This window comes from Anaerobacillus sp. QJM3NY_32 (assembly GCF_056173645.1).
Window position 1 is genome coordinate 17,670 of the sequence record NZ_CM149684.1, and the last position, 21,702, is coordinate 39,371.

At 42.0% G+C, this 21,702-nt stretch carries 20 protein-coding genes, 3 tRNA genes, 1 rRNA gene, 1 other RNA gene and 1 other annotated feature; of the genes, 22 read left to right on the forward strand and 3 right to left on the reverse strand.

The window, feature by feature from the left end:
* Positions 1-22: 22 nt before the first annotated feature.
* The 5 genes from AC0VYH_RS00065 to AC0VYH_RS00085 all read left to right on the forward strand — a co-directional run bounded on the left by AC0VYH_RS00065 (position 23) and on the right by AC0VYH_RS00085 (position 5,029).
* On the forward strand, positions 23-1,339 hold the full coding sequence (locus AC0VYH_RS00065; protein WP_475373769.1) for a D-alanyl-D-alanine carboxypeptidase family protein: 1,317 nt from the start codon (positions 23-25) through the stop codon (positions 1,337-1,339).
* Positions 1,340-1,526: 187 nt separating this feature from the next.
* Entirely contained in the window at positions 1,527-2,414 is an 888-nt protein-coding gene (gene pdxS, locus AC0VYH_RS00070; protein ID WP_098445637.1) for a pyridoxal 5'-phosphate synthase lyase subunit PdxS, read from the forward strand.
* Positions 2,415-2,486: 72 nt separating this feature from the next.
* Positions 2,487-3,080 (forward strand): pyridoxal 5'-phosphate synthase glutaminase subunit PdxT, encoded by a 594-nt coding sequence (pdxT, locus tag AC0VYH_RS00075; RefSeq protein ID WP_283153224.1) that lies wholly within the window; start codon positions 2,487-2,489, stop codon positions 3,078-3,080.
* A 66-nt stretch (positions 3,081-3,146) separates the two neighbouring features.
* Positions 3,147-3,351 (forward strand) — a binding site (T-box leader).
* A gap of 97 nt (positions 3,352-3,448) precedes the next feature.
* The gene (gene serS / locus AC0VYH_RS00080) at positions 3,449-4,723 is read left to right on the forward strand and encodes a serine--tRNA ligase (protein WP_194222562.1); all 1,275 of its coding nucleotides are present in this window, start codon (positions 3,449-3,451) and stop codon (positions 4,721-4,723) included.
* A 213-nt stretch (positions 4,724-4,936) separates the two neighbouring features.
* Positions 4,937-5,029 (forward strand) — tRNA-Ser (locus tag AC0VYH_RS00085).
* A gap of 135 nt (positions 5,030-5,164) precedes the next feature.
* Here AC0VYH_RS00085 and AC0VYH_RS00090 read toward each other — a convergent pair.
* Positions 5,165-5,833: a deoxynucleoside kinase gene (locus AC0VYH_RS00090; protein ID WP_194222563.1), complete on the reverse strand. Its 669-nt coding sequence runs from the start codon at positions 5,831-5,833 to the stop codon at positions 5,165-5,167.
* Positions 5,830-6,471 carry a deoxynucleoside kinase gene (locus AC0VYH_RS00095; RefSeq protein ID WP_194222564.1) on the reverse strand — a complete coding sequence of 214 codons (642 nt, stop codon included), beginning with the start codon at positions 6,469-6,471 and terminating at the stop codon, positions 5,830-5,832. Before AC0VYH_RS00095 ends, AC0VYH_RS00090 begins: the two co-directional genes overlap by 4 nt.
* A gap of 182 nt (positions 6,472-6,653) precedes the next feature.
* Here AC0VYH_RS00095 and AC0VYH_RS00100 point away from each other — a divergent pair, with 182 nt between their 5' ends.
* The 8 genes from AC0VYH_RS00100 (at position 6,654) to AC0VYH_RS00135 (ending at position 14,598) form a co-directional block, all read left to right on the forward strand.
* Positions 6,654-7,850, forward strand: a complete 1,197-nt coding sequence (locus tag AC0VYH_RS00100) for a cation:proton antiporter (protein ID WP_194222565.1) — start codon at positions 6,654-6,656, stop codon at positions 7,848-7,850.
* 215 nt (positions 7,851-8,065) lie between these two features.
* The gene (gene hppD / locus AC0VYH_RS00105; protein ID WP_242057460.1) at positions 8,066-9,172 is read left to right on the forward strand and encodes a 4-hydroxyphenylpyruvate dioxygenase; all 1,107 of its coding nucleotides are present in this window, start codon (positions 8,066-8,068) and stop codon (positions 9,170-9,172) included.
* Positions 9,173-9,214: 42 nt separating this feature from the next.
* Positions 9,215-9,844, forward strand: coding sequence for a flavin reductase family protein (locus tag AC0VYH_RS00110; RefSeq protein WP_475373169.1), 630 nt, complete (start codon positions 9,215-9,217; stop codon positions 9,842-9,844).
* Positions 9,845-9,849: 5 nt separating this feature from the next.
* The gene (locus tag AC0VYH_RS00115) at positions 9,850-10,779 is read left to right on the forward strand and encodes a fumarylacetoacetate hydrolase family protein (protein ID WP_475373170.1); all 930 of its coding nucleotides are present in this window, start codon (positions 9,850-9,852) and stop codon (positions 10,777-10,779) included.
* The gene (locus AC0VYH_RS00120) at positions 10,742-11,899 is read left to right on the forward strand and encodes a homogentisate 1,2-dioxygenase (RefSeq protein WP_475373171.1); all 1,158 of its coding nucleotides are present in this window, start codon (positions 10,742-10,744) and stop codon (positions 11,897-11,899) included. The genes AC0VYH_RS00115 and AC0VYH_RS00120 overlap by 38 nt, the downstream gene beginning before the upstream one ends.
* A 106-nt stretch (positions 11,900-12,005) precedes the next feature.
* Positions 12,006-12,081: transfer RNA gene (locus tag AC0VYH_RS00125), tRNA-Arg, on the forward strand.
* Between the two features lie 185 nt (positions 12,082-12,266).
* A complete protein-coding gene (locus AC0VYH_RS00130) occupies positions 12,267-13,529 on the forward strand; it encodes a hypothetical protein (RefSeq protein WP_475373172.1) in 1,263 nt (420 codons plus the stop codon).
* 82 nt (positions 13,530-13,611) lie between these two features.
* Entirely contained in the window at positions 13,612-14,598 is a 987-nt protein-coding gene (locus AC0VYH_RS00135) for a hypothetical protein (protein WP_194222571.1), read from the forward strand.
* A gap of 35 nt (positions 14,599-14,633) precedes the next feature.
* Here AC0VYH_RS00135 and AC0VYH_RS00140 read toward each other — a convergent pair whose 3' ends face one another.
* Positions 14,634-15,257, reverse strand: a complete 624-nt coding sequence (locus AC0VYH_RS00140; protein ID WP_475368275.1) for a cysteine hydrolase family protein — start codon at positions 15,255-15,257, stop codon at positions 14,634-14,636.
* 100 nt (positions 15,258-15,357) lie between these two features.
* Between AC0VYH_RS00140 and tadA the strand changes: the two genes are divergently transcribed.
* From tadA to AC0VYH_RS00185, 9 genes are all read left to right on the forward strand, one after another.
* Complete coding sequence (gene tadA, locus AC0VYH_RS00145) at positions 15,358-15,864, forward strand: tRNA adenosine(34) deaminase TadA (RefSeq protein WP_194222625.1); 507 nt, start codon at positions 15,358-15,360, stop codon at positions 15,862-15,864.
* A gap of 33 nt (positions 15,865-15,897) precedes the next feature.
* A tRNA-Ser gene (locus tag AC0VYH_RS00150) sits at positions 15,898-15,990 on the forward strand.
* Between the two features lie 99 nt (positions 15,991-16,089).
* Positions 16,090-16,356: signal recognition particle sRNA large type (ffs, locus tag AC0VYH_RS00155), an RNA gene on the forward strand.
* Between the two features lie 140 nt (positions 16,357-16,496).
* Positions 16,497-18,194: a DNA polymerase III subunit gamma/tau gene (dnaX, locus tag AC0VYH_RS00160; protein ID WP_194222573.1), complete on the forward strand. Its 1,698-nt coding sequence runs from the start codon at positions 16,497-16,499 to the stop codon at positions 18,192-18,194.
* 43 nt (positions 18,195-18,237) lie between these two features.
* On the forward strand, positions 18,238-18,558 hold the full coding sequence (locus tag AC0VYH_RS00165; RefSeq protein WP_370314437.1) for a YbaB/EbfC family nucleoid-associated protein: 321 nt from the start codon (positions 18,238-18,240) through the stop codon (positions 18,556-18,558).
* 11 nt (positions 18,559-18,569) lie between these two features.
* Positions 18,570-19,166: a recombination mediator RecR gene (gene recR, locus AC0VYH_RS00170; RefSeq protein ID WP_194222575.1), complete on the forward strand. Its 597-nt coding sequence runs from the start codon at positions 18,570-18,572 to the stop codon at positions 19,164-19,166.
* A gap of 17 nt (positions 19,167-19,183) precedes the next feature.
* A complete protein-coding gene (locus AC0VYH_RS00175; RefSeq protein WP_194222576.1) occupies positions 19,184-19,399 on the forward strand; it encodes a YaaL family protein in 216 nt (71 codons plus the stop codon).
* Positions 19,400-19,469: 70 nt separating this feature from the next.
* Positions 19,470-19,736, forward strand: a complete 267-nt coding sequence (locus AC0VYH_RS00180; RefSeq protein WP_194222577.1) for a pro-sigmaK processing inhibitor BofA family protein — start codon at positions 19,470-19,472, stop codon at positions 19,734-19,736.
* A gap of 300 nt (positions 19,737-20,036) precedes the next feature.
* Positions 20,037-21,588 (forward strand): 16S ribosomal RNA (locus AC0VYH_RS00185).
* Positions 21,589-21,702 lie beyond the last annotated feature (114 nt).

Here is a 21,702-nt window from a genome sequence, read left to right on the forward strand (position 1 = left end):
GAGAAACCTTGGTTTGAAAGCCATGATCGTAACCATGGCGATGGTATTATTACTAGCAGGAACATTTGGTGGAGGCAATACTGCAGAAGCTGCAGAGGCGCCCGACATCAAAGCAGAAGCATCAATCTTAATTGATGCAAATTCAGGAAAGATTTTATATCAGAAAAATCCTGAATTAACGCTCTCACCTGCAAGTATGACAAAGATGATGTCGGAATATTTAGTACTTGAAGCAATTAATAAAAACGAAATAAGTTGGGATGAAAAAGTTACAGTAAGTGATACGATCCAAAAGCTATCACAGAATCGTTCTCTTTCAAACGTACCACTTCGAGTGGGTGAACAGTATACAGTTAAGGAATTATATGAAGCAATGGCCATTTATTCTGCAAATGCTGCCACAATGGCGCTGGCTGAGCACGTTGCTGGAACAGAAGCGAAGTTTGTCGAAATGATGAATGCAAAAGCAAAAGAAATGGGTATGAAGGAATACAAGTTTGTTAATAGTTCAGGGCTGAACAACAAAGACCTACTTGGTAATCATCCTGCTGGAGACCCTGATGAAGAGAACATGATGTCCGCTCGTTCAACTGGACTTCTTGCTTATAACCTTCTTAAAGATTTTCCTGAAGTAATAGAAACCACTAGTACTCCAGAAAAGAAATTCCGCGAAGGTACAGATGATGAAATTACAATGAAGAACTGGAACTGGCTTCTTCCTTCACTTGTATATGCTAATAAATATAAAGTAGAAGGCATAGATGGTCTCAAGACCGGCTCTACAGACCTTGCTGGATTTGCTTTTACAGGAACAGCTAAACAAGGTGATATGCGATTAATTTCTGTTGTTATGAAAACTGATTCGTATGAAGCTCGTTTTGAAGAAACAGCTAAGCTTCTGAACTATGGATTTGATCAATTCCAGTCCCAAACAATCGTTACTAAAGGTGATAAAGCTGATGGTAATTCCATGGTTAAAGTTGTCAAAGGTAAGGAGAAAGAAGTTGGGGTCGCTGCAGGAGAATCTTTCAATGCAGTAACAGTGACGAATACGAAAGAACCATTTAAACTAAGCTATGAATACGATCAATCTCTTCTAACAGAAGATGGAGAACTAACTGCACCAATTAAAGAAGGCGATCAAGTTGGAAAAGTCGTCTTAAAATCAACCGGTGAAGACTTCGGTTACATAACAGGTGACAAGGGTTCTTCAGTACCTCTTGTAGCAACTGAATCTGTTGAAAAAGCAGGTTGGTTTACACTTACTATGCGAGCGATTGGTGGCTTCTTCTCTGGTGTATGGACTAGCGTAGCAGATGCTGTGAAAGGTCTGTTTTAATTAATAATATCAAGTATACTTGGAAAAAATACTCTTCGATGCGTTCATCGAGGAGTATTTTTCTAAATCTTTTATGAAATCACTGCACATGTGATAGGACAAGTCATGAAAAAATGTTACAATAAAAGCGTTTGATAGATGTCGTGTAACAAAGACGTTTCTAAGTATAGATATGGGAGGAATATAGATGAATCAACAAACAGGTACAGATCGTGTAAAACGTGGTATGGCTGAAATGCAAAAGGGCGGCGTGATTATGGACGTTGTCAATGCAGAGCAAGCTAAGATTGCAGAAGAAGCTGGTGCAGTAGCAGTAATGGCACTAGAACGAGTGCCATCTGATATTCGTGCAGCAGGCGGCGTAGCGCGTATGGCTGACCCTACAATCGTAGAGGACGTTGTGAATGCCGTATCGATTCCAGTAATGGCAAAATGCCGTATTGGTCATATTGTAGAAGCACGCGTTCTTGAATCAATGGGCGTTGACTACATTGATGAAAGTGAAGTTCTTACTCCAGTTGACGAAGAATTCCACCTTGATAAGCGCAAGTACACTGTTCCGTTTGTATGTGGAGCGCGTAACCTTGGTGAAGCACTGCGCCGCGTAGGTGAAGGTGCTGCAATGCTTCGTACGAAAGGTGAACCAGGAACAGGAAACGTTGTTGAAGCTGTACGTCATCAGCGTCTTATTCAATCCCAAATTCGTAAAATTTCAAGCATGTCTGAAGACGAACTGATGACTGAAGCGAAAAACCTTCAGGCGCCATTTGAGCTTCTTCTTCAAATTAAAGAGCTTGGACGTCTTCCGGTTGTTAACTTTGCTGCTGGTGGCATCGCAACTCCTGCAGATGCAGCACTAATGATGGAGCTTGGTTCTGACGGCGTCTTCGTTGGATCTGGAATTTTCAAATCGGATAATCCTGAGAAATTTGCTAAAGCTATTGTGGAAGCAACAACTCACTATCAGGATTATGAATTGATCGCGAATATTTCTAAGAACCTTGGTATCGCAATGCCAGGTATTGAAATTTCTTCACTTAAGCCATCAGACCGTATGCAAGAGCGCGGCTGGTAAAACATTGATCCCCCACCTGTGCAACATAAGGTGGGGTTCTTACTTAGATAAAGAGAAGGAGTCGAGAGAAGTATGGTGAGAGTTGGGGTCCTTGGACTGCAAGGTGCAATCCGAGAACACGTGAAAGCACTTGAAACAAAAGAAGCAGAAATCATTGTTGTGAAACGAGTAGAGCAACTCAAGGATTTAGATGGCCTTGTACTACCTGGTGGAGAGAGTACGACAATGCGTCGATTAATTGATCAATATGGATTTTTAGAGCCACTTAAAGCTTTTGCAGCTGAGAAGCCTATTTTCGGTACATGTGCTGGGCTAATTCTGCTTTCAAAGCATATTGAAGGAGTAGACGGATCGCATATTGGTGTTATGGATGTAAAAGCAAAAAGAAATGCATTCGGACGTCAGCGCGAAAGCTTTGAAGCGCCATTACCTGTTAAAGGATTAGAAGATGACTTTATCGGTGTCTTCATTCGAGCTCCGTATATCGAAGAAGTTGGAGAAGATGTTGAAGTGCTTGCTACGTTTAATGAAAAAATCGTAGCTGCACGTCATGGACGTTTTCTTGCGTGTGCCTTCCATCCAGAACTAACAGATGATGATCGCATGCATCAGATGTTTATTGATATGGTTTTGGAGTTTAAGAAAGAAGGACTTGCAACAGAGTAATTTTTCGTGTAAATTATTACGTACCAAGAAGAAGAGAATTCTTTTTCTGCATAAGACGAATGATAAACGAAAACGTTGACGGGAATTAGTAATAGATGTTCAATGCCAAGAGAGTCGATGTGTGGTGCGAATCGATCATTGAACCCTGTGAATCCATCCCTGAGTAGAATGCTGAATGAAGTAGGCTTTCTCGGAGCAGACCGTTATTCTGTTAAGAGGCAGACAATCGTCTGCAATCAGGGTGGCAACGCGGGTAGCTCTCGTCCCTTTATAGGGGACGGGGGCTTTTTTGTATTTAAATACACGTCTCTACACCACTATCCCTTCCGTTAACTCGTTTATTGTTCATTAAAAAAGGAGGAAAAAGCATGATCGATTTAAAGTATTTGCGTAAGAATTTTGAAGAAGTAAAAGTAAAGCTATCTAAGCGTGGGGAAGATCTAGTAGGTCTTGATCGTTTTGAAGAGCTTGACCAGCGAAGAAGAGACCTTATCGCTGAAACAGAACAGTTAAAAGGACAGCGGAATGAAGCTTCTAAAAACGTGGCAGCATTTAAACGTGAGAAGAAAGATGCTGATCACCTTATTAAAGAAATGCGTGAAGTTGGCGATAAGATTAAAACAATGGATGAAGAGCTTCGCAATGTTGAGACCGAGCTTGAGCAAATTCTTCTTCAAATTCCAAACATTCCGCATGACAGTGTACCTGTTGGTGAGACGGAAGACGATAATATCGAAATCCGTACGTGGGGAGAGAAAAATGATTTTGCTTTTGAAGCGAAGCCACACTGGGATATCGCAACTGATCTAAATATTATTAACTTTGAACGTGCTGCAAAAGTAACGGGTAGTCGCTTCGCATTCTATAAAGGTGTTGGAGCTCGTCTTGAACGTTCATTGATTAACTTTATGATGGACTTACATGAATCAGAGCATGGCTATGAAGAGATTCTGCCTCCTTACCTTGTGAACCGTGAGAGCATGACTGGGACTGGTCAGTTACCTAAATTTGAAGAAGATGCGTTCAAAATTAGGGAAGAAGACTATTTCTTAATTCCGACAGCGGAAGTTCCTGTTACAAATTTTCATCGTGATGAAATTATGGACGGAGAAGATCTTCCACTTGCTTACACCGCATATAGTGCTTGCTTCCGTTCTGAAGCTGGTTCTGCTGGTCGTGATACACGTGGGCTGATTCGTCAGCATCAGTTTAACAAAGTAGAGCTTGTTCGCTTCGTTAAGCCTGAAGATTCTTATGATGAACTTGAAAAGCTGACTGGCCACGCAGAGAAAGTCCTACAGCTGTTGAACCTGCCTTACCGCGTGATGAGCATGTGTACAGGTGATCTTGGATTTACAGCAGCAAAGAAATACGATATTGAAGTTTGGATTCCAAGCTATGGCACATATCGTGAAATTTCTTCTTGCAGTAACTTTGAAGACTTCCAGGCACGTCGCGCAGGTATTCGCTTCCGTCGAGAAAAGAATGGTAAGCCAGAATTCCTTCATACGTTAAACGGATCTGGTCTTGCAATCGGAAGAACAGTTGCTGCAATCTTAGAGAACTATCAACAAGAAGATGGCTCTGTAATTGTTCCTGAAGTTCTGCGTCCATACATGGGTGGTCGTGAAATCATTAAATAGAAAATGATAAAGAGCAGAGGCATCTCTGCTCTTTATTTTTAGGATATAATCGTGTATAGTAAGGGGTGTTGATTTTCGGCGCGGTTTAACTGAAATGATCAACATAAGTAAGTAATTCAAATTCTTTTAAAAAAGTTTTGAGATATCGTTGACATTATTATAAGACGATGATATTATATTACTTGTCGCAGTTAGTTAATAACTTCTTCACACGGAGGAATACCCAAGTCTGGCTGAAGGGATCGGTCTTGAAAACCGACAGGGGCTTAGTCGCCCGCGGGGGTTCGAATCCCTCTTCCTCCTCCATTTACTAATTAATAACCAACGCGCATATAATTTGGAGATTATATTTCGACCGCTGTCATCGCCGACAGCGGTTTTTTCTATGTACTCATATTTTACGATAAGAAAAAAGCTATCCAACGGATAGCTTTTTTTAGATTATCTACTTAAAGAAGGGATTTGTTGAAATTTCTGTTCAATACGCTTTAAGATAAGTTCAACAGAGGATGGGTCGTTAACTAGATCATACTCATTGATATTTAAGCGGAGAATTGGACAGGCATTGAAACTGTCAATCCAATTTGTATAGCGCTCATACATTTCTTCCCAATAAGCAGTTGGCGTTTGCTGCTCCATCGGACGGCCACGCTCTTTAATGCGATCAACGACATCATCAAATGATCCTTCAAGATAGATCATTAAATCAGGATGGGGGAAGAAAGGCGTCATCACCATAGACTGAAACAGATTCGTGTAAGTATCATAGTCAACAGCTGACATTGTTCCTTTTTCATAATGCATTTTTGCAAAGATGCCTGTATCTTCATAAATGGAACGATCCTGAACAAATCCTCCACCATATTCAAACATTCTCTTCTGTTCTTTAAAGCGCTCAGCAAGGAAATAAATTTGCAAGTGAAAGCTCCAACGTGAGAAGTCATTATAGAATTTCTCTAAATATGGATTGTTATCTACTTTTTCAAGAGAAGTCCTAAATTGTAAGGCGTTAGCAAGTGAGCTCGTAATGGTAGACTTCCCGACGCCTACCGTACCAGCGATTGTAATGACGGCATCCTGTGGGATGTTGTATTTTTCTCTGAGATTCATTTAACAGGGTCTCCTTCTTTCAATGTTTTTTCGAGGGATTGGAAGATGGTGTGTAAATCATCTTGATTGGACACAAAATCCATCTCATCACCATTGAAACGGAGCACGGGAATATCAGGATGATGTGCTTCAAATTCTTGCATAAACCGTTCATAGTCAGATGAAAGACGCTCAAGGTAAGCGGGATCGATGCTTTTTTCAATCTGTCTTCCACGTTGTGAAATACGGTTAAGCAGCGTTTCAAGGCTAGCATTTAAATAGATAATGACGTTCGGTTCGGGCATTCCTTCGGTTAGAATGTCATAAATCTTCATATATTTAGAAAAGTGCTTGTCACTAAGTGTCTGTTGGGCAAATATCTTATTCTTAAAGATGTGGTAATCGGAAATAACGGGAAGCTGTTTTGATAAATGATGCTTCTCCATTTCCTCTAACTGTTTGTATCGATGGCTGAGAAAAAACATCTCGGTTTGGAAGCTCCACTCTTCAATGTTGTCGTAAAACTTACCGAGAAAGGGATTCTCTTCTACGATTTCTTGAAAAAGTTCAAATTGATAATGAGCAGCAATTGCTCGAGATAGGGAGGTCTTTCCAACTCCGATGGGGCCTTCGACGGCAATAAATGGGGTCTGGTTCATACGTATCCTCCTCCGTCGTTTCCTATAGCAGACCTTGCTTATCTTTGAATAGACAAAGATTATTGTAGCATACACCACGAACTGTTGACAGGGTTAAAGGAAGCAAGTTAGAGGTAAATAAAGCCTGCCTGTTTGAAGCCTAAATGGAGTAGGGAATGACACTAATACAAAGGAGTGAAATCATGGATTCTAATCAGATCTTAATTTTACTGTTCATCGGTTATTTAGTTTATACGATTGATAAAAAGCAAAAAAACTTCCCCGCACCACTGGTCTTATTAGGTTTAGGAATAGGACTTTCTTTTCTTCCGTTCTTCAGCTCCGTACATATAACGAAAGACATTATCTTTGAATGGTTTCTACCTGCTCTTCTTTTTATTTCTGCGTATCAGTTTCCGTTTGCTCATCTAAAAAAGCACGCGGGTATTATTGCCGCATTAAGCACGCTGGGATTACTATTGAGTGCTCTCCTCCTCGGTAGTTTATTATTTATTATGAGCGGGCCGTTCCTTTCATTATCATTTGTTGGGGCTTTATTAATTGCTTCTATTCTTACACCTACTGATCCCGTCTCAGTGGTCTCGATTTTAAAGCAGGCTTCAAAAGATCCAAAGATAGCAGATGTGGTCGAAGGTGAATCGATGGTGAACGATGGAACGAGTATCGTTCTTTTTACAGTGTTCGCTGGCATGTATCTTGGTGATGAGAGCTTTTCTATTAGCTCGTTTATTTATGACTTTGCTCTTGTGTCAATTGGAGGAATTGCAATCGGAGCGATATTTAGTTGGATTGTCTGTCGAGCCATTTCTTTTACACACCAGCGACAATATCAGGTGATGCTAAGTATCGTGCTCGCTTATGGAAGTTTTTATGTAGCAGAAAATCTTGGTGTGTCAGGAGTTCTCTCCGTAGTTGCAGCTGGAATCATGCTTTCATATGAACTTGATGGCTTTATTAAAGAATCACACTATAGAGAATACCTTAACAGCTTCTGGGAAGTTGTTGAGCCAAGTATTCTCGCATTGATTTTTTTATTAATAGGGATTGAATCAACAAACTATCTTGATTTTAACTACTGGGTATTTGCAGGATTGATCTTTCTCGCATCTGTAGTTGTTCGTTTCCTTGTGCTTGCAGGTATTATTAAATCATTTACAGCCTGGCGTAATGAATTTAATTGGAAAGACATTTCGCTTGTTACCTGGTCCGGCATACGGGGAACGATGTCGGTTGCACTTCTTCTAAGTTTGGAATCTGAGTATGGTTCAGGAGATAGTACGCTTATCTCTCTCACGTTTGGGGCTGTGTTGCTATCTCTTGTTTTTCAAAGCGTGACGATCTATCCGATGTCTAGTTATTTTGAGAAAAAAGCGAAATGAGCTGTGGTGTAAGCGAATTCTGCGATATTTTAGTTTTCCCGCGAAAACTGCATTTATTTCCACGATATAGAGAAGGCGCCGTTTCTAAACGCTCGTCTTCGCTTTTCATTTACTGCGTTATGGCTTTAGCATATGTTCTTGAAATGTCTGGAAAAAAACTATACGTTTAAGCTGAGTGACAAACTATATTTGGAGGGATGATTGTGCAGGAGCAAATGATGAATCAAAATCAACAGGAAACGGCTGATTTTTTCCCGGTGCGTGATGTGGATTATTTGGAGATTTATGTTGGAAATGCGAAACAGGCTAGTCACTATTTTTGTAAGGCGTTTGGATTTACGCCGGTAGCTTATTCAGGGCTTGAAACAGGGGATCGTGAAAAAGTATCTTATGTGCTGCAGCAAAATAACATTCGTCTTGTTTTATCAGGTGCACTGTCGAATGATCATCCAATTGCGGAGTTTGTCAAATTGCACGGAGATGGCGTGAAGGATATCGCTCTTACTGTAGAGAATATTGATAACGCTTACAAAGAAGCTGCTGAGCGAGGAGCGATTGAATTAAGTCCACCGAAAGAATATAAAGATGAGCATGGCGTAGTGAAGATGGCGGTTATTGGTACTTATGGTGATACCATTCATACATTAGTTGAACGAAAAAACTACTCCGGGCTTTTTCTTCCTGGGTTTAAGAAGTTTGAAGGGAAAATCCCTTCAAAGGAAACGGGGTTACTTGGTATCGACCACTGCGTTGGGAACGTGGAATCAATGGAAGAGTGGGTTTCTTACTATGAGAATGTGATGGGCTTTAAGCAAATGATTCATTTCGATGATGAAGACATTAGCACAGAGTACTCTGCGTTAATGTCGAAAGTGATGCACAATGGGGGACGCATTAAATTCCCGATCAATGAGCCTGCAAATGGGAAACGTAAATCACAAATTCAAGAATACCTGGATTATTACAATGGTCCTGGTGTGCAGCATATTGCTGTTCTAACGAATGATATTGTTGATACAGTTGCAAAACTTCGTGAGGGTGGAGTTGAGTTTCTTGAAACACCAGATGATTATTATGATGCGCTTACTGAGCGAGTAGGTGAGATTGATGAAGAGATAAGCAAACTACGCGAGTTAAAAATTTTAGTGGACCGTGATGACGAAGGGTACTTACTTCAAATTTTCACAAAACCTGTTGTCGATCGACCAACGTTATTTATTGAAGTTATTCAGCGTAAGGGTGCGAAAGGATTTGGAGAAGGAAACTTTAAAGCGTTGTTCCAAGCGATTGAACGAGAGCAGGAACGAAGAGGCAACTTATAGAAGATTATCTTCAATCTGCTTTAAGAAGGAGTTGCCTTTTTCATGAAAGTTCAACCGAATACTTTGGGATGGAAAGATGCCTATAAATTATTGATTGGATCTATTCTACCTCGGCCGATCGCATTTGTATCCAGTATAGATGAGAGCGGTGAGACGAATCTTGCTCCTTTTAGCTTTTTTACAGGGATATGTGCGGATCCTATGATGGTTTGCTTTTCTCCGATGCGAAAGGCTGGTGCAGGGGATAAGAAGGATACACTCTTAAACATTGAAGAATCAAAGGAATTTGTAATCAATATCGTTGGTGAGAAAATTGCTGAACAAATGAATGAGTGTGCTACGCCTTTTCCAAAAGGGACGGATGAATTTCTTGAGACGGGACTTACGAAAGTGGAGAGTGAGCTAATTCGTCCTCCTAGAGTGAAGGAGAGTGACGTTCAGCTCGAATGTGTTCTTGATCAAATCGTTGAGTTTGGTGATCATGAAGGCTCAGGTAGTCTCGTTATCGGAAAAGTTGTGTTGGTTCACGTGCGTGATGAGTTATATAAAGATGGCAAGATAGATACGGAGATGCTCCAACCAGTTGGGCGTTTAGCGGGTCAGGAGTATACGAGATCTATAACAGATACATTTACATTGAGACGAAAAACATCTCCTGATGGAAAGAGCTGAGGCCGTTGAAGTTCGTTACTTTCGAATTAGAGGGTAGAAGACAAGCTGGTATTTATAAAGATTCGCGTATTATCGGATTACATGAGGCTTCTAATGGTGTTATTCCAGAAGATCTCATGAGTATCATTGTCGACTACCCGCGTTATCAACCGCTTATTGAAGCATGTATAAATGGTGATTATGAACTCGAAAACGTTACTCTATATGCACCTCTTCCGCGTCCACTTAGCATCCGAGATTTTTATGCCTTTGAAGAACACGTGGTCACTGCACGAGGGAAAAGAGGGCTTGGTGTTGTGCCAGAATGGTATGAGCTTCCGGTCTTCTATTTTTCAAATCATCTTGCGGTCAAAGGACCAGGGGATGTGATTCTACGACCTCAAGCATGTGAAAAGCTAGACTATGAATTAGAAATTGCATGCGTCATTGGAAAAGAAGGGCGCAACATAAAAGCAAATCAGGCGAAAGACTACATTTTCGGTTTTATGATTATGAATGACTGGAGTGCGCGTGATCTTCAAGCACAAGAAATGAAAGTCGGCCTAGGTCCAGCGAAAGGAAAGGATTTTGCTACTTCCTTCGGTCCCTTTCTAGTAACGATTGATGAGCTTCCTATGGAACATGGGAAGCTTGATTTACAAATGGAGGCATTCGTAAATGGCGAGCGTTATTCCTTGGGAAATGCGAAAGATATGTACTATTCCTTTGGTGAGATCATTGAACAGGCCTCCCGCAATGTTACCTTATATCCTGGAGAAGTACTCGGTTCAGGCACGGTGGGAAGCGGGTGTATTCTTGAACAGACAGATCGTATCTTTCTACAGTCCGGCGATAAAGTTGATTTAGCTATTACGAACCTTGGCACGCTTTCAAATGTCGTGGGGGAGGAGGAAGAGTATGGTTTACTATCGAAAAATGGGAGAGGTTCCTTCTAAACGACATACAACGTTTAAAAAAGAAGATGGTTCCTTATACAGGGAACAAGTGATGGGAACGAAAGGATTTTCGGGTGTTCAATCGATCTTGTATCATCACCATTTTCCAACAGCGGTGACAGATGCGACCTTTCTAAAGAATATAGCACCAGAGTATGAGACAGAAAGCGCCCTTCGCCATCGTCATTTCCGAACAGCACAGTGCGACAAAAAAGGTGATGCGGTTGTCGATCGATGTTATTTCCTAGGGAATGAAGATGTGATTCTCGGGATCGTGAATCCTACGAAGACAATGGATTACTTTTATCGTAATGGGGATGGCGATGAACTTTTCTTTATTCATCACGGTTCAGGGAAAATCGAGACGATGTTTGGGGAAGTCTCTTATAGAGCTGGCGACTATATTGTCATGCCAATTGGAACCATTTACCGCGTTATTCCAAAAGGGGAGGATAATCGCTGGTTGGTTTTAGAAGCAAACAGTGCCATTACGACTCCGAGGAGATATCGAAACGAATATGGGCAGCTGATGGAACACAGTCCATTCTGTGAACGAGATTTCAACGGGCCAGATCGTCTTCTATCTTTTGATAAAAAAGGATCGTTTGAAGTAGTAACGAAAACACGTGGGGGGTTGCACCGCCATATGTTCGATCATCATCCGCTTGATGTTGTCGGCTGGGATGGCTACCTTTATCCATGGAAGTTTAATATCAACGATTTTGAGCCGATTACAGGGCGAGTGCATCAGCCGCCACCAGTGCATCAAACCTTTGAAGGTCATAATTTTGTCGTCTGCTCATTTGTGCCAAGGCTCTATGACTATCATCCAGACGCCATTCCAGCACCTTATTTTCATAGCAACGTTGATAGTGATGAAGTGCTTTACTACGTTGAGGGGAATTTCATGAGCCGGAAAGGTATTGAGGAAGCGTCGATTACCCTTCATCCTTCAGGTATCCCACACGGTCCGCATCCAGGAAAAATTGAGGCAAGCATCGGCAAAAAAGAAACGCTTGAGCTTGCTGTAATGATCGATACATTCCGACCACTTAAGGTCATTGAACACGTTCAGCAATATGAAGATGAGAATTATATGAAAAGCTGGGTCACAGAATAACGAATTGGGGAAATGAACGGCAGTCGCGTGATCACTTGATCACGCGATGATTATGTTGCACGATGCTTTTGCTTTTATGTATTTTCATGTATAATGTTATTCATTCGGCCCCGTAGCTCAGGGGATAGAGCAACGGTTTCCTAAACCGCAGGTCGGAGGTTCGATTCCTCTCGGGGCCACCATTTAAATCCTTATGAGATAAGGGTTTTTTATTTTGTCCTTTTCACCCTCAGTTTTCTACGATTATCCATCTCACCCTTTTTTTTACTTTAACACTATCATTTATAAAGCCAACTTCATAAAAGGAAACACCAATCCATTTAGCTAAAGAGTAACGAACGATTCACTGGAAATGAGTGAGCTGATGATGGGGAAGCGTAAATGGTTTATGCTCATTGTTCTTTTAGGAGCAGCTTTTATCACGTTTACATTTATCGGAAAGGAAAAGAAGATTTCCGATGACGTTTTAACTGTGGAAAAGGCTGATGATATCGTCCCTTACTTTAAAAGCATCACTCCTGGACTTGAACTAGCAATAAAGTCAGGAGATTATCAAGCATATGAAGGTCCTTCACTACCAAAAGATTTTAAAATAAACGTGGATAGCTTCTGGTACTCTCGACACAATGTCTTTGTTTTCTATCATGTTGATGTGTCGGATAGTAAGTTTGTCATAACAAGAGATAGAGAAGATCTCCCTAAAATTGATCAACTTGTGATGGAAGATGGTTCGGGTAAAGCATCTGTATTGGAACTCGTTGAAACAGGTGAAGGTGTACTGTTTGAAGATGACTATTATATGAAGGGAACGTTTCAAGCTGTTACTCATTCTGAGACAAACGAGCCTCTTCAAAAATGGAATGGAGCACTAAAAGCAATTGTAAGTGGAAAGCGATCTGCTACCGTTGAAGTGCCTGTGTCTTATGAGTACGAAAAGGAAGAAAAGATCACAAGACAAATAAATGAAACAAAGAAATTTGTAGAAACAATTGTAACTGTTTCTCAATGGGAGAAGACGCCCTCTGATAGTCGTCTCATACTAAATATCAATTCTCCTCTTTCAAAAATCGTTGAAATGGATTTGAAGATCTCAACCAATGAAAAAGAGATAGCGCCGCTAATAGTAGAAGAGATCAGCGGTCAATACTCAGTATCTTTTCCAAGTGGAACCGAGCTACCCGAAGCCATCCAATTCTATGGGCTGATTGGCGCATCTTTAAAGGAAATCATTTTCGAAGTTGATCCGAATCAATATGAAATTTATAAGCAGATTAAAGAATCGACTTACACGCATCGAGTAGATGAACCTATCACTACGATGTATGGTGCTGAAATTGTTAAGGAGACTCTCTATTATGATGATCATGGAGTTACATTTCACTTACTATTGAATCAAATTGCTACGGAAGGTCTTTCCTTAAATTTGTTGTATAAAGATCAGATCTTGATAGAAGCCGTCAATGAGAGGAATGAGAAACGTCACTTGAGATTACTTGGGGATGAAGAAGATCGATTGACGTTTAAGATTAACCGTGGGTTTTATGAGCGGTCTGAAATAATTCAGGTTAAATTAACGAATCTCCCCGTGTATGTGCCAACAAACTGGTTAATCAAACCTCGGAATGAGTAATGCTCATTGTTAAAAAATGCAAGCTAAAGCAACGTAAAGGTGATATGATAGAAATAGTATGGAGAGTTGGGAGGCTTTCAAGTTGGACGATTGGAAAGGGACTTTGGCAGAACTATTTCGTGCTGTTGGCATCAATCTTAAATCAGAGCTTTCTCCCGTGGTTGATGGTATACAATCTGTTTTCTCAGATAATCCGTGGGGACAGCTTTTCTTATTATTGCTTATCCTTCTCATCATTGCTCAAGGTATGAGCGCGATTGCTCGGCAATATGATCGTGCCTTCAGGCAAACGATTGAGCGGAAGATGGAGACGAATTCACATCTACATAATTTTTTTAAAGGTTTTTTGCATCATAAGCGTTCAGAAGGATGGATGAGAGACGCAGCCTGGCAACAAAAAGAGCTTCAGCGCTTTGATTTATATGAATTGGAATGGCTGAAAGCGGAACTTGCTACAGCAGAAAAAGACTTTCGCGATTATCGACCACAGACTTTTTTAGCTGGCATCCTTTTTTCGGTAAGCATTCTTTTTCTAATCTGGTATTATGATTGGACGATTTTCGAAAAAGAAGTTCTGACCATTTTGTTACCAGTTCTCCTTGTTATATGGTGTATGGGTCTCGTGTTTTATAAGGTTGGTATTAAGAAACGCTTCTATCAGTCTTTGAATACTAGCGTCCAACTGGCGATTTCGACAAAAAAGGTCCAGGATGTGATGATGTACATCGATTCTGATTTAAAGCGATATAAAACAGAGCGTGTGACAACTGACGGGGGATATTATGAAGTTGTTCGCTGCATGACCTGTCTTTACCATTCAAAATATCTTGAAGAAGTTCGCTTCCAGATCAATGATACGACCCTTGCCTTTGCGGCTAAAGAACGTGTGATTGAAGTTACAGTAAATAGCGGATTCGGCAATTCGTTTTTAATCGATCGTCTTGAGTTTAGAGACGGCTACTGTCAGAGTCTTCGTAAAGGTAGCAAGCTTTTCGATGATAAATTAATGGTTACGTATTTAAATGCTGCTTTCGAACAAAGACCGGCTTATTTCCAAACAAGCTCATAACAAATGACCCCTCTTCTATGGAAGAGGGGATTTTGTTATCCTTCATAAGCTGTTGTTGTATTTCGCTGATTCGCTTTTTCAATAAGGTCGTCTATATCCAATTCAGTTGAAGCTTGTGTACTGGCTTTTAAGTTTCCTTCCATTAAGCGGAGGGCATAGTCATTATCCTCCTTAACGTTAGAGGCACAGCAATCAGATGGTATATAAAGATCGTATTCCCTCATATAAGCATCATTCGCAGTAAAGAGTACACAAATGTTTCCTGCAAAACCAGTTAGAATAAGTGTATTGACGTTCAAGAATTTGAGTAACGTTGAGAGTGGGGTTGAGAAAAAGCCAGAATGCTTCGGTTTCACAACAGTATAATCATCGTCTTCTGGCTCAAGGCGATCCACAAGATGTTGACCATTTGCTTCGGCTGCATAGTTGATGACCTTTTTGAAGTCAGATTGCCATAAGCCGTAATTATCATTAACATAGATAACAGGCATCCCTTTTGCTTTCGCTTCTTTTTTTAAAGATTGTATATTGTCTGCTGTTTTCTCTGTGTATCTAGCAAGAAGTTCAGCATCTTCGAAATCCATTGTATTGATCACATCAATTAATAAAAGAGCGGCAGAAGTAGTTTGATGGCTATGTTCAATGTGTTTCTTACTCATATGAACTCCTCTCCTTTAAATGAATTGGAATAATGTGTAGTTTACCCAAACGATTAATAGATAAAACGACTGTAAAGGATGGAAATGAATGCAGGACCAAATTGAAAAAGATGAGCAGTTTATGCGACTTGCTATGACGGAAGCACAGAAAGCTTCAATCATAGGTGAAGTACCCATAGGCGCAGTCATTGTAAAAGATAATGAAGTGATTGCCTCTGCATATAACCTTAGAGAAACGGAACAACGATCTGTAGCACATGCAGAGTTGCTTGCGATTGATGAAGCATGTCGTAAAGTGGGGTCTTGGCGCTTAACTGACTGCACGTTATACGTAACCCTTGAGCCTTGCGCTATGTGTAGTGGAGCGATTGTTCTTTCTAGAGTAGAGCGTGTGGTCTTTGGTGCCTACGATCCAAAGGGTGGATGTGCTGGGACATTAATGAATTTATTGGAGGATCCACGTTTTAATCATCAAGCAGCTGTAACGCCAGGTGTTTGTGAAGAGGAATGTGGAACCATGTTATCAGCTTTTTTTCGTGACTTAAGACGAAAACGAAAAGAAGAAAAGCAGCGATCGTCAATCATTGAAAATCAGAAAGAGACGTGATATAGTTTTTTTGTCAAAGAGACAACGTTAGATGGAGGCGTACCCAAGTCTGGCTGAAGGGGGCTGACTCGAAATCAGTTAGGACGTTCACGCGTCGCGGGGGTTCAAATCCTCTCGCCTCCGCCAGTTACATTTATCGGTGTAGTAGACCTGTTGCTAAATTGGTCGAAATACGATATACTTTATCTTGCACCATTCGAGTGCACAACAATGTTATCAAATTTGCCGTGCTAGGTGGGGAATTAGCGGTGCCCTGTACTCGCAATCCGCTACAGCGAGACTGAATCCCTTCCCGAGGTTTAGCTACTGCGGGGTCTGCCCTGAATAAGTGGTGTTGACATTCGGGTCCTGCGCAACAGAGTCCTATGAACCCTGTCAGGTCCGGAAGGAAGCAGCAGTAAGTAGGTACCCTCTGTGTGCCGCGGGAGTGCCCGGATCGAGCTAACTGTTCAGGTAACGCCTGTGGTTGCTTTATCAAAGGAAGGTGCACGGTTTACTTAATTTAAATGCTCAAACTCACTCTTTTAATAGGGTGAGTTTTTTAGTATCGTTTTATCTGATTGTCTTTTGAATTAGAAGCGGTGAAACGGTATAATAGAAATGTATGAAGAGGTTAGGAGGAGAGTAGGCGAATGAGTTATCAAGCGCTATACCGCGTTTGGCGACCGCAAACGTTTGAAGATGTGGTTGGTCAAGGGCATGTAACAAGAACAATTCAAAACGCACTCATGCAGCAAAAAATCTCTCACGCCTATTTGTTTACAGGACCTCGAGGAACGGGAAAAACGAGTGCTGCGAAAATTATTGCGAAGGCCATTAACTGCGAGAAGGCACCTGTTGCTGAACCATGTAATGAATGTTCAGCATGTCTCGGGATTACGGATGGTTCGATTTCAGATGTTATCGAAATTGATGCTGCCTCTAACACAGGTGTTGATGACATCCGTGATATTCGCGATAAAGTAAAGTATGCGCCGAGTTCTGTTTCTTATAAGGTGTATATCATAGATGAGGTTCACATGCTTTCAACTGGAGCGTTCAATGCCCTTCTGAAAACGTTAGAAGAGCCACCAAAGCATGTAGTATTTATTCTTGCGACCACTGAGCCGCATAAAATCCCATTAACCATCATTTCCAGGTGTCAGCGTTTTGATATGAGAAGAATTACGGCGCAGGACATCGTTGGACGGTTACAAACAATTATTAAAGCGCAGGATATAGAGGTTGAAGAAGATGCGCTTTATCAAGTTGCTCGAGCAGCAGATGGTGGGATGCGAGATGCGTTAAGTATTCTTGATCAGGCAATCTCATATAGTGAGGCTGAAGTTGTATTAGATGATGTGCTTGCAGTAACAGGAAGCGTGTCCCAAAAAATGATCTCGAAAATTGCGATGGCTTTCTACAATAAAGATGTGGCAGAAGCTTTGAACGCAGTAGAAGAATTAATGGATCACGGGAAGGATGCTGCTCGTTTTCTAGAAGACTTAATTTATTACTACCGAGATTTACTGCTATATCAAACCGCGCCTCAGCTTGAAGAAGTAGTTGAACGGGTAAAAATCGACGAAACGTTTCAGCACTTGGGAGATCGTTCTCGGAAAGAATGGATTTATACTGTTATTGAGACATTGAATCGATCGCAGCAAGAAATGAAGTGGACGAACCATCCACGAATCTTTCTGGAATTAGCGCTTGTTCAAATCTGCCAGGAAGAGACGAGTAGTCAGCCTATACAAGGTGGAGAAGACCAAAATGAACTACTTGATCGTATTCAAAAGCTAGAAAATGAGTTGAAAACGCTCAAGGAACAAGGCGTTACGGTTAAGCAACAAGAAGAAGGTTCTGAACCAAAACAGAAGAAACAATTTAAACCTTCCAGACAGAAATCCGGCGTATCTCATGGTAGAATAAAAGAGATGCTGAAGAAAGCTACTAAGCAAGATTTAATGAAAGTAAAAAGCGTGTGGGGAGAAGTGATGGAGAACGTTCGTCAGGAAAAAGTCTCAGCACATGCCTGGTTGAAAGATAGTGAGCCGGTGGCCGCTACAGACAACACCTTTCTTTTATCTTTTCAGTATGACATGCATTGCCAGATGGCAATGAAGGACAACATTCGTGGAACGCTTGAACAAGTATTAGCACGAACGCTTGGTAAACAGTTAGAAATGGTTGCAATTGTGGAACAAGAATGGAAGGAAATTCGCACAGAATTCTTGAAAACAAGAGATGAACCAGAACCTGATCAAAAAGGGGCTGAACCGGCGGAAGATCCATTGATCGCTGAAGCAAGACGTCTTGTCGGCGATGATTTATTAGATATTCAAACATAAAAATGAACAATAACTAAGGAGGAATTTTTTTATGAAACGTGGCATGGGTGGCGGAGGAAACATGAATAACATGATGAAACAAATGCAAAAAATGCAAAAGGATATGGCGAAAGCTCAAGAAGAACTAAAGGATAAAATCGTTGAAGGTACAGCTGGCGGCGGTATGGTTCTAGTTAAAGCGAATGGTCATAAAGAAATCCTTGAAGTAATTGTAAAAGAAGAGGTCGTAGATCCAGATGATATCGACATGCTACAAGACCTTGTGCTTGCTGCAACGAATGATGCACTACGTAATGTAGATGAATTGGTAAACAAAGACATGGGCAAATTTACACAGGGTCTTAATATGCCAGGAATGTTTTAGGGGGTACGCAGGTGCATTATCCTGAACCAATATCAAAACTGATCGACAGTTTTATGAAATTGCCGGGAATCGGACCAAAAACGGCGGTCCGCCTGGCTTTTTTCGTTCTTGAAATGAATGATGATGATGTCCTTGATTTCGGAAAAGCGTTAGTTAATGCAAAGCGTCAGTTAACTTATTGTTCTGTGTGTAATCACATTACAGACACCGATCCTTGTCGTATTTGTTCAGATAGCCATCGCGATGAGACGATTATCTGTGTCGTTCAAGATGCTAAAGATGTTATTGCTATCGAAAAAATGAAAGACTACACAGGTTTATACCATGTTCTTCATGGTGCTATTTCTCCTGTTGAAGGTATTGGGCCTGAAGATATCAAGGTACCAGAGTTATTGAAACGTCTGCAGGATGATAAGGTAACAGAAATTATACTAGCGACGGACCCGACGATTGAAGGAGAAGCAACAGCGATGTATATTGCTCGCCTGGTTAAGCCTACAGGTATTCGTATTACTCGTATTGCTCATGGTCTCCCTGTTGGGGGCGATCTTGAGTATGCTGATGAAGTCACCCTTTCGAAAGCAATGGAAGGACGTCGTGAATTGTAGCATCAGGAGGGAAGCAAATGTTCTTCAAACGTAAAGGCTATTTGCGGAAAGACGCTGATGAGCGTTTGATTCAGACGCTATACGAATTAAAAGATGTATGGAACAATCAAAAAGAAATCGTAGAGCGCAGTGTTGAGCCTTCTGGAGCCGTTCTTGCGAAGCTTAAAGTGGATGAAGCAAAATACTTCTTTCTATTAAAAGAAGCAAAACGAAGAAAGATAAGAATGGGATAAACCTCCCGTTCTTTTTTATTTGGACAGACATATGCTTTAGTAATTCTGAAAAAAAGAGCGGAGGCCTACTATGGATCCTAAACTTATTATTGGCTTATTTGTCTTCAGTATTGTTTTGCTTCTTTTTGTGGGGGCACCACTGAAGCCGATGCGTTGGATTGGGCAGGGGTTAATCAAGTTAGCAATCGGTGCATTACTTCTATTCTTTCTCAATACATTCGGCACTCCATTTGACCTCCATGTTCCTATTAATCCCGGGACAGCAGTGATCACCGGTTTTCTAGGCGTTCCTGGCCTTATAGCTTTGGCTGCAATTGAACTGATTTTGATAGGTTGAATGAAAAGGACTCATGTAACTAAAAGAGTCCTTTTTTGTTTTTCTGAAATAACTTTTGAAAAAGGGGTTGCGTAACAGAGTTAACCCTGATATAGTTATATAAGTCGCCGCAACAACGCGGTTGACGCCAAAAAGAATTTCAAAAAAGTTATTGACGCTGACGGAGTTAATATGGTATATTAATAAAGTCGCTGAAAACGACATTGAAAGAAACAAATTGATCTTTGAAAACTGAACGAAACGCCATGTAAGTAGTTGTTTCTACGGAAACAAAATGTTTTAAAAGCTAGATTAAGCTTTCTATCGGAGAGTTTGATCCTGGCTCAGGACGAACGCTGGCGGCGTGCCTAATACATGCAAGTCGAGCGAAGAGATGGGAGCTTGCTCCCTGATCTTAGCGGCGGACGGGTGAGTAACACGTGGGCAACCTGCCCTGCAGACTGGGATAACTCCGGGAAACCGGAGCTAATACCGGGTAATACATCGCGCCGCATGGTGCAATGTTGAAAGTTGGCTTTCGAGCTAACACTGCAGGATGGGCCCGCGGCGCATTAGCTAGTTGGTAAGGTAATGGCTTACCAAGGCGACGATGCGTAGCCGACCTGAGAGGGTGATCGGCCACACTGGGACTGAGACACGGCCCAGACTCCTACGGGAGGCAGCAGTAGGGAATCTTCCGCAATGGACGAAAGTCTGACGGAGCAACGCCGCGTGAGTGACGAAGGCCTTCGGGTCGTAAAGCTCTGTTGTTAGGGAAGAACAAGTACCGTTCGAATAGGGCGGTACCTTGACGGTACCTAACCAGAAAGCCACGGCTAACTACGTGCCAGCAGCCGCGGTAATACGTAGGTGGCAAGCGTTGTCCGGAATTATTGGGCGTAAAGCGCGCGCAGGCGGTCTTTTAAGTCTGATGTGAAAGCCCACGGCTCAACCGTGGAGGGTCATTGGAAACTGGAGGACTTGAGTGCAGAAGAGGAGAGTGGAATTCCACGTGTAGCGGTGAAATGCGTAGATATGTGGAGGAACACCAGTGGCGAAGGCGGCTCTCTGGTCTGTAACTGACGCTGAGGCGCGAAAGCGTGGGGAGCAAACAGGATTAGATACCCTGGTAGTCCACGCCGTAAACGATGAGTGCTAGGTGTTGGGGGGTTCCACCCTCAGTGCTGAAGTTAACACATTAAGCACTCCGCCTGGGGAGTACGACCGCAAGGTTGAAACTCAAAGGAATTGACGGGGGCCCGCACAAGCAGTGGAGCATGTGGTTTAATTCGAAGCAACGCGAAGAACCTTACCAGGTCTTGACATCCTCTGACAATCCTGGAGACAGGACGTTCCCCTTCGGGGGACAGAGTGACAGGTGGTGCATGGTTGTCGTCAGCTCGTGTCGTGAGATGTTGGGTTAAGTCCCGCAACGAGCGCAACCCTTGATCTTAGTTGCCAGCATTTAGTTGGGCACTCTAAGGTGACTGCCGGTGACAAACCGGAGGAAGGTGGGGATGACGTCAAATCATCATGCCCCTTATGACCTGGGCTACACACGTGCTACAATGGACGGTACAAAGGGCAGCAACACCGCGAGGTGAAGCGAATCCCATAAAGCCGTTCTCAGTTCGGATTGCAGGCTGCAACTCGCCTGCATGAAGCCGGAATTGCTAGTAATCGCGGATCAGCATGCCGCGGTGAATACGTTCCCGGGCCTTGTACACACCGCCCGTCACACCACGAGAGTTTGTAACACCCGAAGTCGGTGGGGTAACCTTTATGGAGCCAGCCGCCGAAGGTGGGACAAATGATTGGGGTGAAGTCGTAACAAGGTAGCCGTATCGGAAGGTGCGGCTGGATCACCTCCTTTCTATGGAGAATTACGAAGGTAACTTACGTTACCAACCTTACATGAGCGTTTCGTTTAGTTTTGAAAGAATGATTTATTCTTTCAAAACAGGTGAAGTGATGAAGCTTAGGCGGA

Bases quoted from the DNA above. Each gene is read 5' to 3' on its own strand.
- AC0VYH_RS00090 (WP_194222563.1), bottom strand. From the start codon at position 5,833: ATGAATCTCAGAGAAAAATACAACATCCCACAGGATGCCGTCATTACA.
- pdxT (WP_283153224.1), top strand. From the start codon at position 2,487: ATGGTGAGAGTTGGGGTCCTTGGACTGCAAGGTGCAATCCGAGAACAC.
- AC0VYH_RS00100 (WP_194222565.1), top strand. From the start codon at position 6,654: ATGGATTCTAATCAGATCTTAATTTTACTGTTCATCGGTTATTTAGTT.
- AC0VYH_RS00065 (WP_475373769.1), top strand. From the start codon at position 23: ATGATCGTAACCATGGCGATGGTATTATTACTAGCAGGAACATTTGGT.
- AC0VYH_RS00180 (WP_194222577.1), top strand. From the start codon at position 19,470: ATGGATCCTAAACTTATTATTGGCTTATTTGTCTTCAGTATTGTTTTG.
- AC0VYH_RS00130 (WP_475373172.1), top strand. From the start codon at position 12,267: ATGGGGAAGCGTAAATGGTTTATGCTCATTGTTCTTTTAGGAGCAGCT.
- AC0VYH_RS00140 (WP_475368275.1), bottom strand. From the start codon at position 15,257: ATGAGTAAGAAACACATTGAACATAGCCATCAAACTACTTCTGCCGCT.
- dnaX (WP_194222573.1), top strand. From the start codon at position 16,497: ATGAGTTATCAAGCGCTATACCGCGTTTGGCGACCGCAAACGTTTGAA.
- AC0VYH_RS00175 (WP_194222576.1), top strand. From the start codon at position 19,184: ATGTTCTTCAAACGTAAAGGCTATTTGCGGAAAGACGCTGATGAGCGT.
- serS (WP_194222562.1), top strand. From the start codon at position 3,449: ATGATCGATTTAAAGTATTTGCGTAAGAATTTTGAAGAAGTAAAAGTA.
- pdxS (WP_098445637.1), top strand. From the start codon at position 1,527: ATGAATCAACAAACAGGTACAGATCGTGTAAAACGTGGTATGGCTGAA.
- hppD (WP_242057460.1), top strand. From the start codon at position 8,066: ATGATGAATCAAAATCAACAGGAAACGGCTGATTTTTTCCCGGTGCGT.
- AC0VYH_RS00165 (WP_370314437.1), top strand. From the start codon at position 18,238: ATGGGTGGCGGAGGAAACATGAATAACATGATGAAACAAATGCAAAAA.
- AC0VYH_RS00110 (WP_475373169.1), top strand. From the start codon at position 9,215: ATGAAAGTTCAACCGAATACTTTGGGATGGAAAGATGCCTATAAATTA.
- AC0VYH_RS00095 (WP_194222564.1), bottom strand. From the start codon at position 6,471: ATGAACCAGACCCCATTTATTGCCGTCGAAGGCCCCATCGGAGTTGGA.
- AC0VYH_RS00120 (WP_475373171.1), top strand. From the start codon at position 10,742: ATGGTTTACTATCGAAAAATGGGAGAGGTTCCTTCTAAACGACATACA.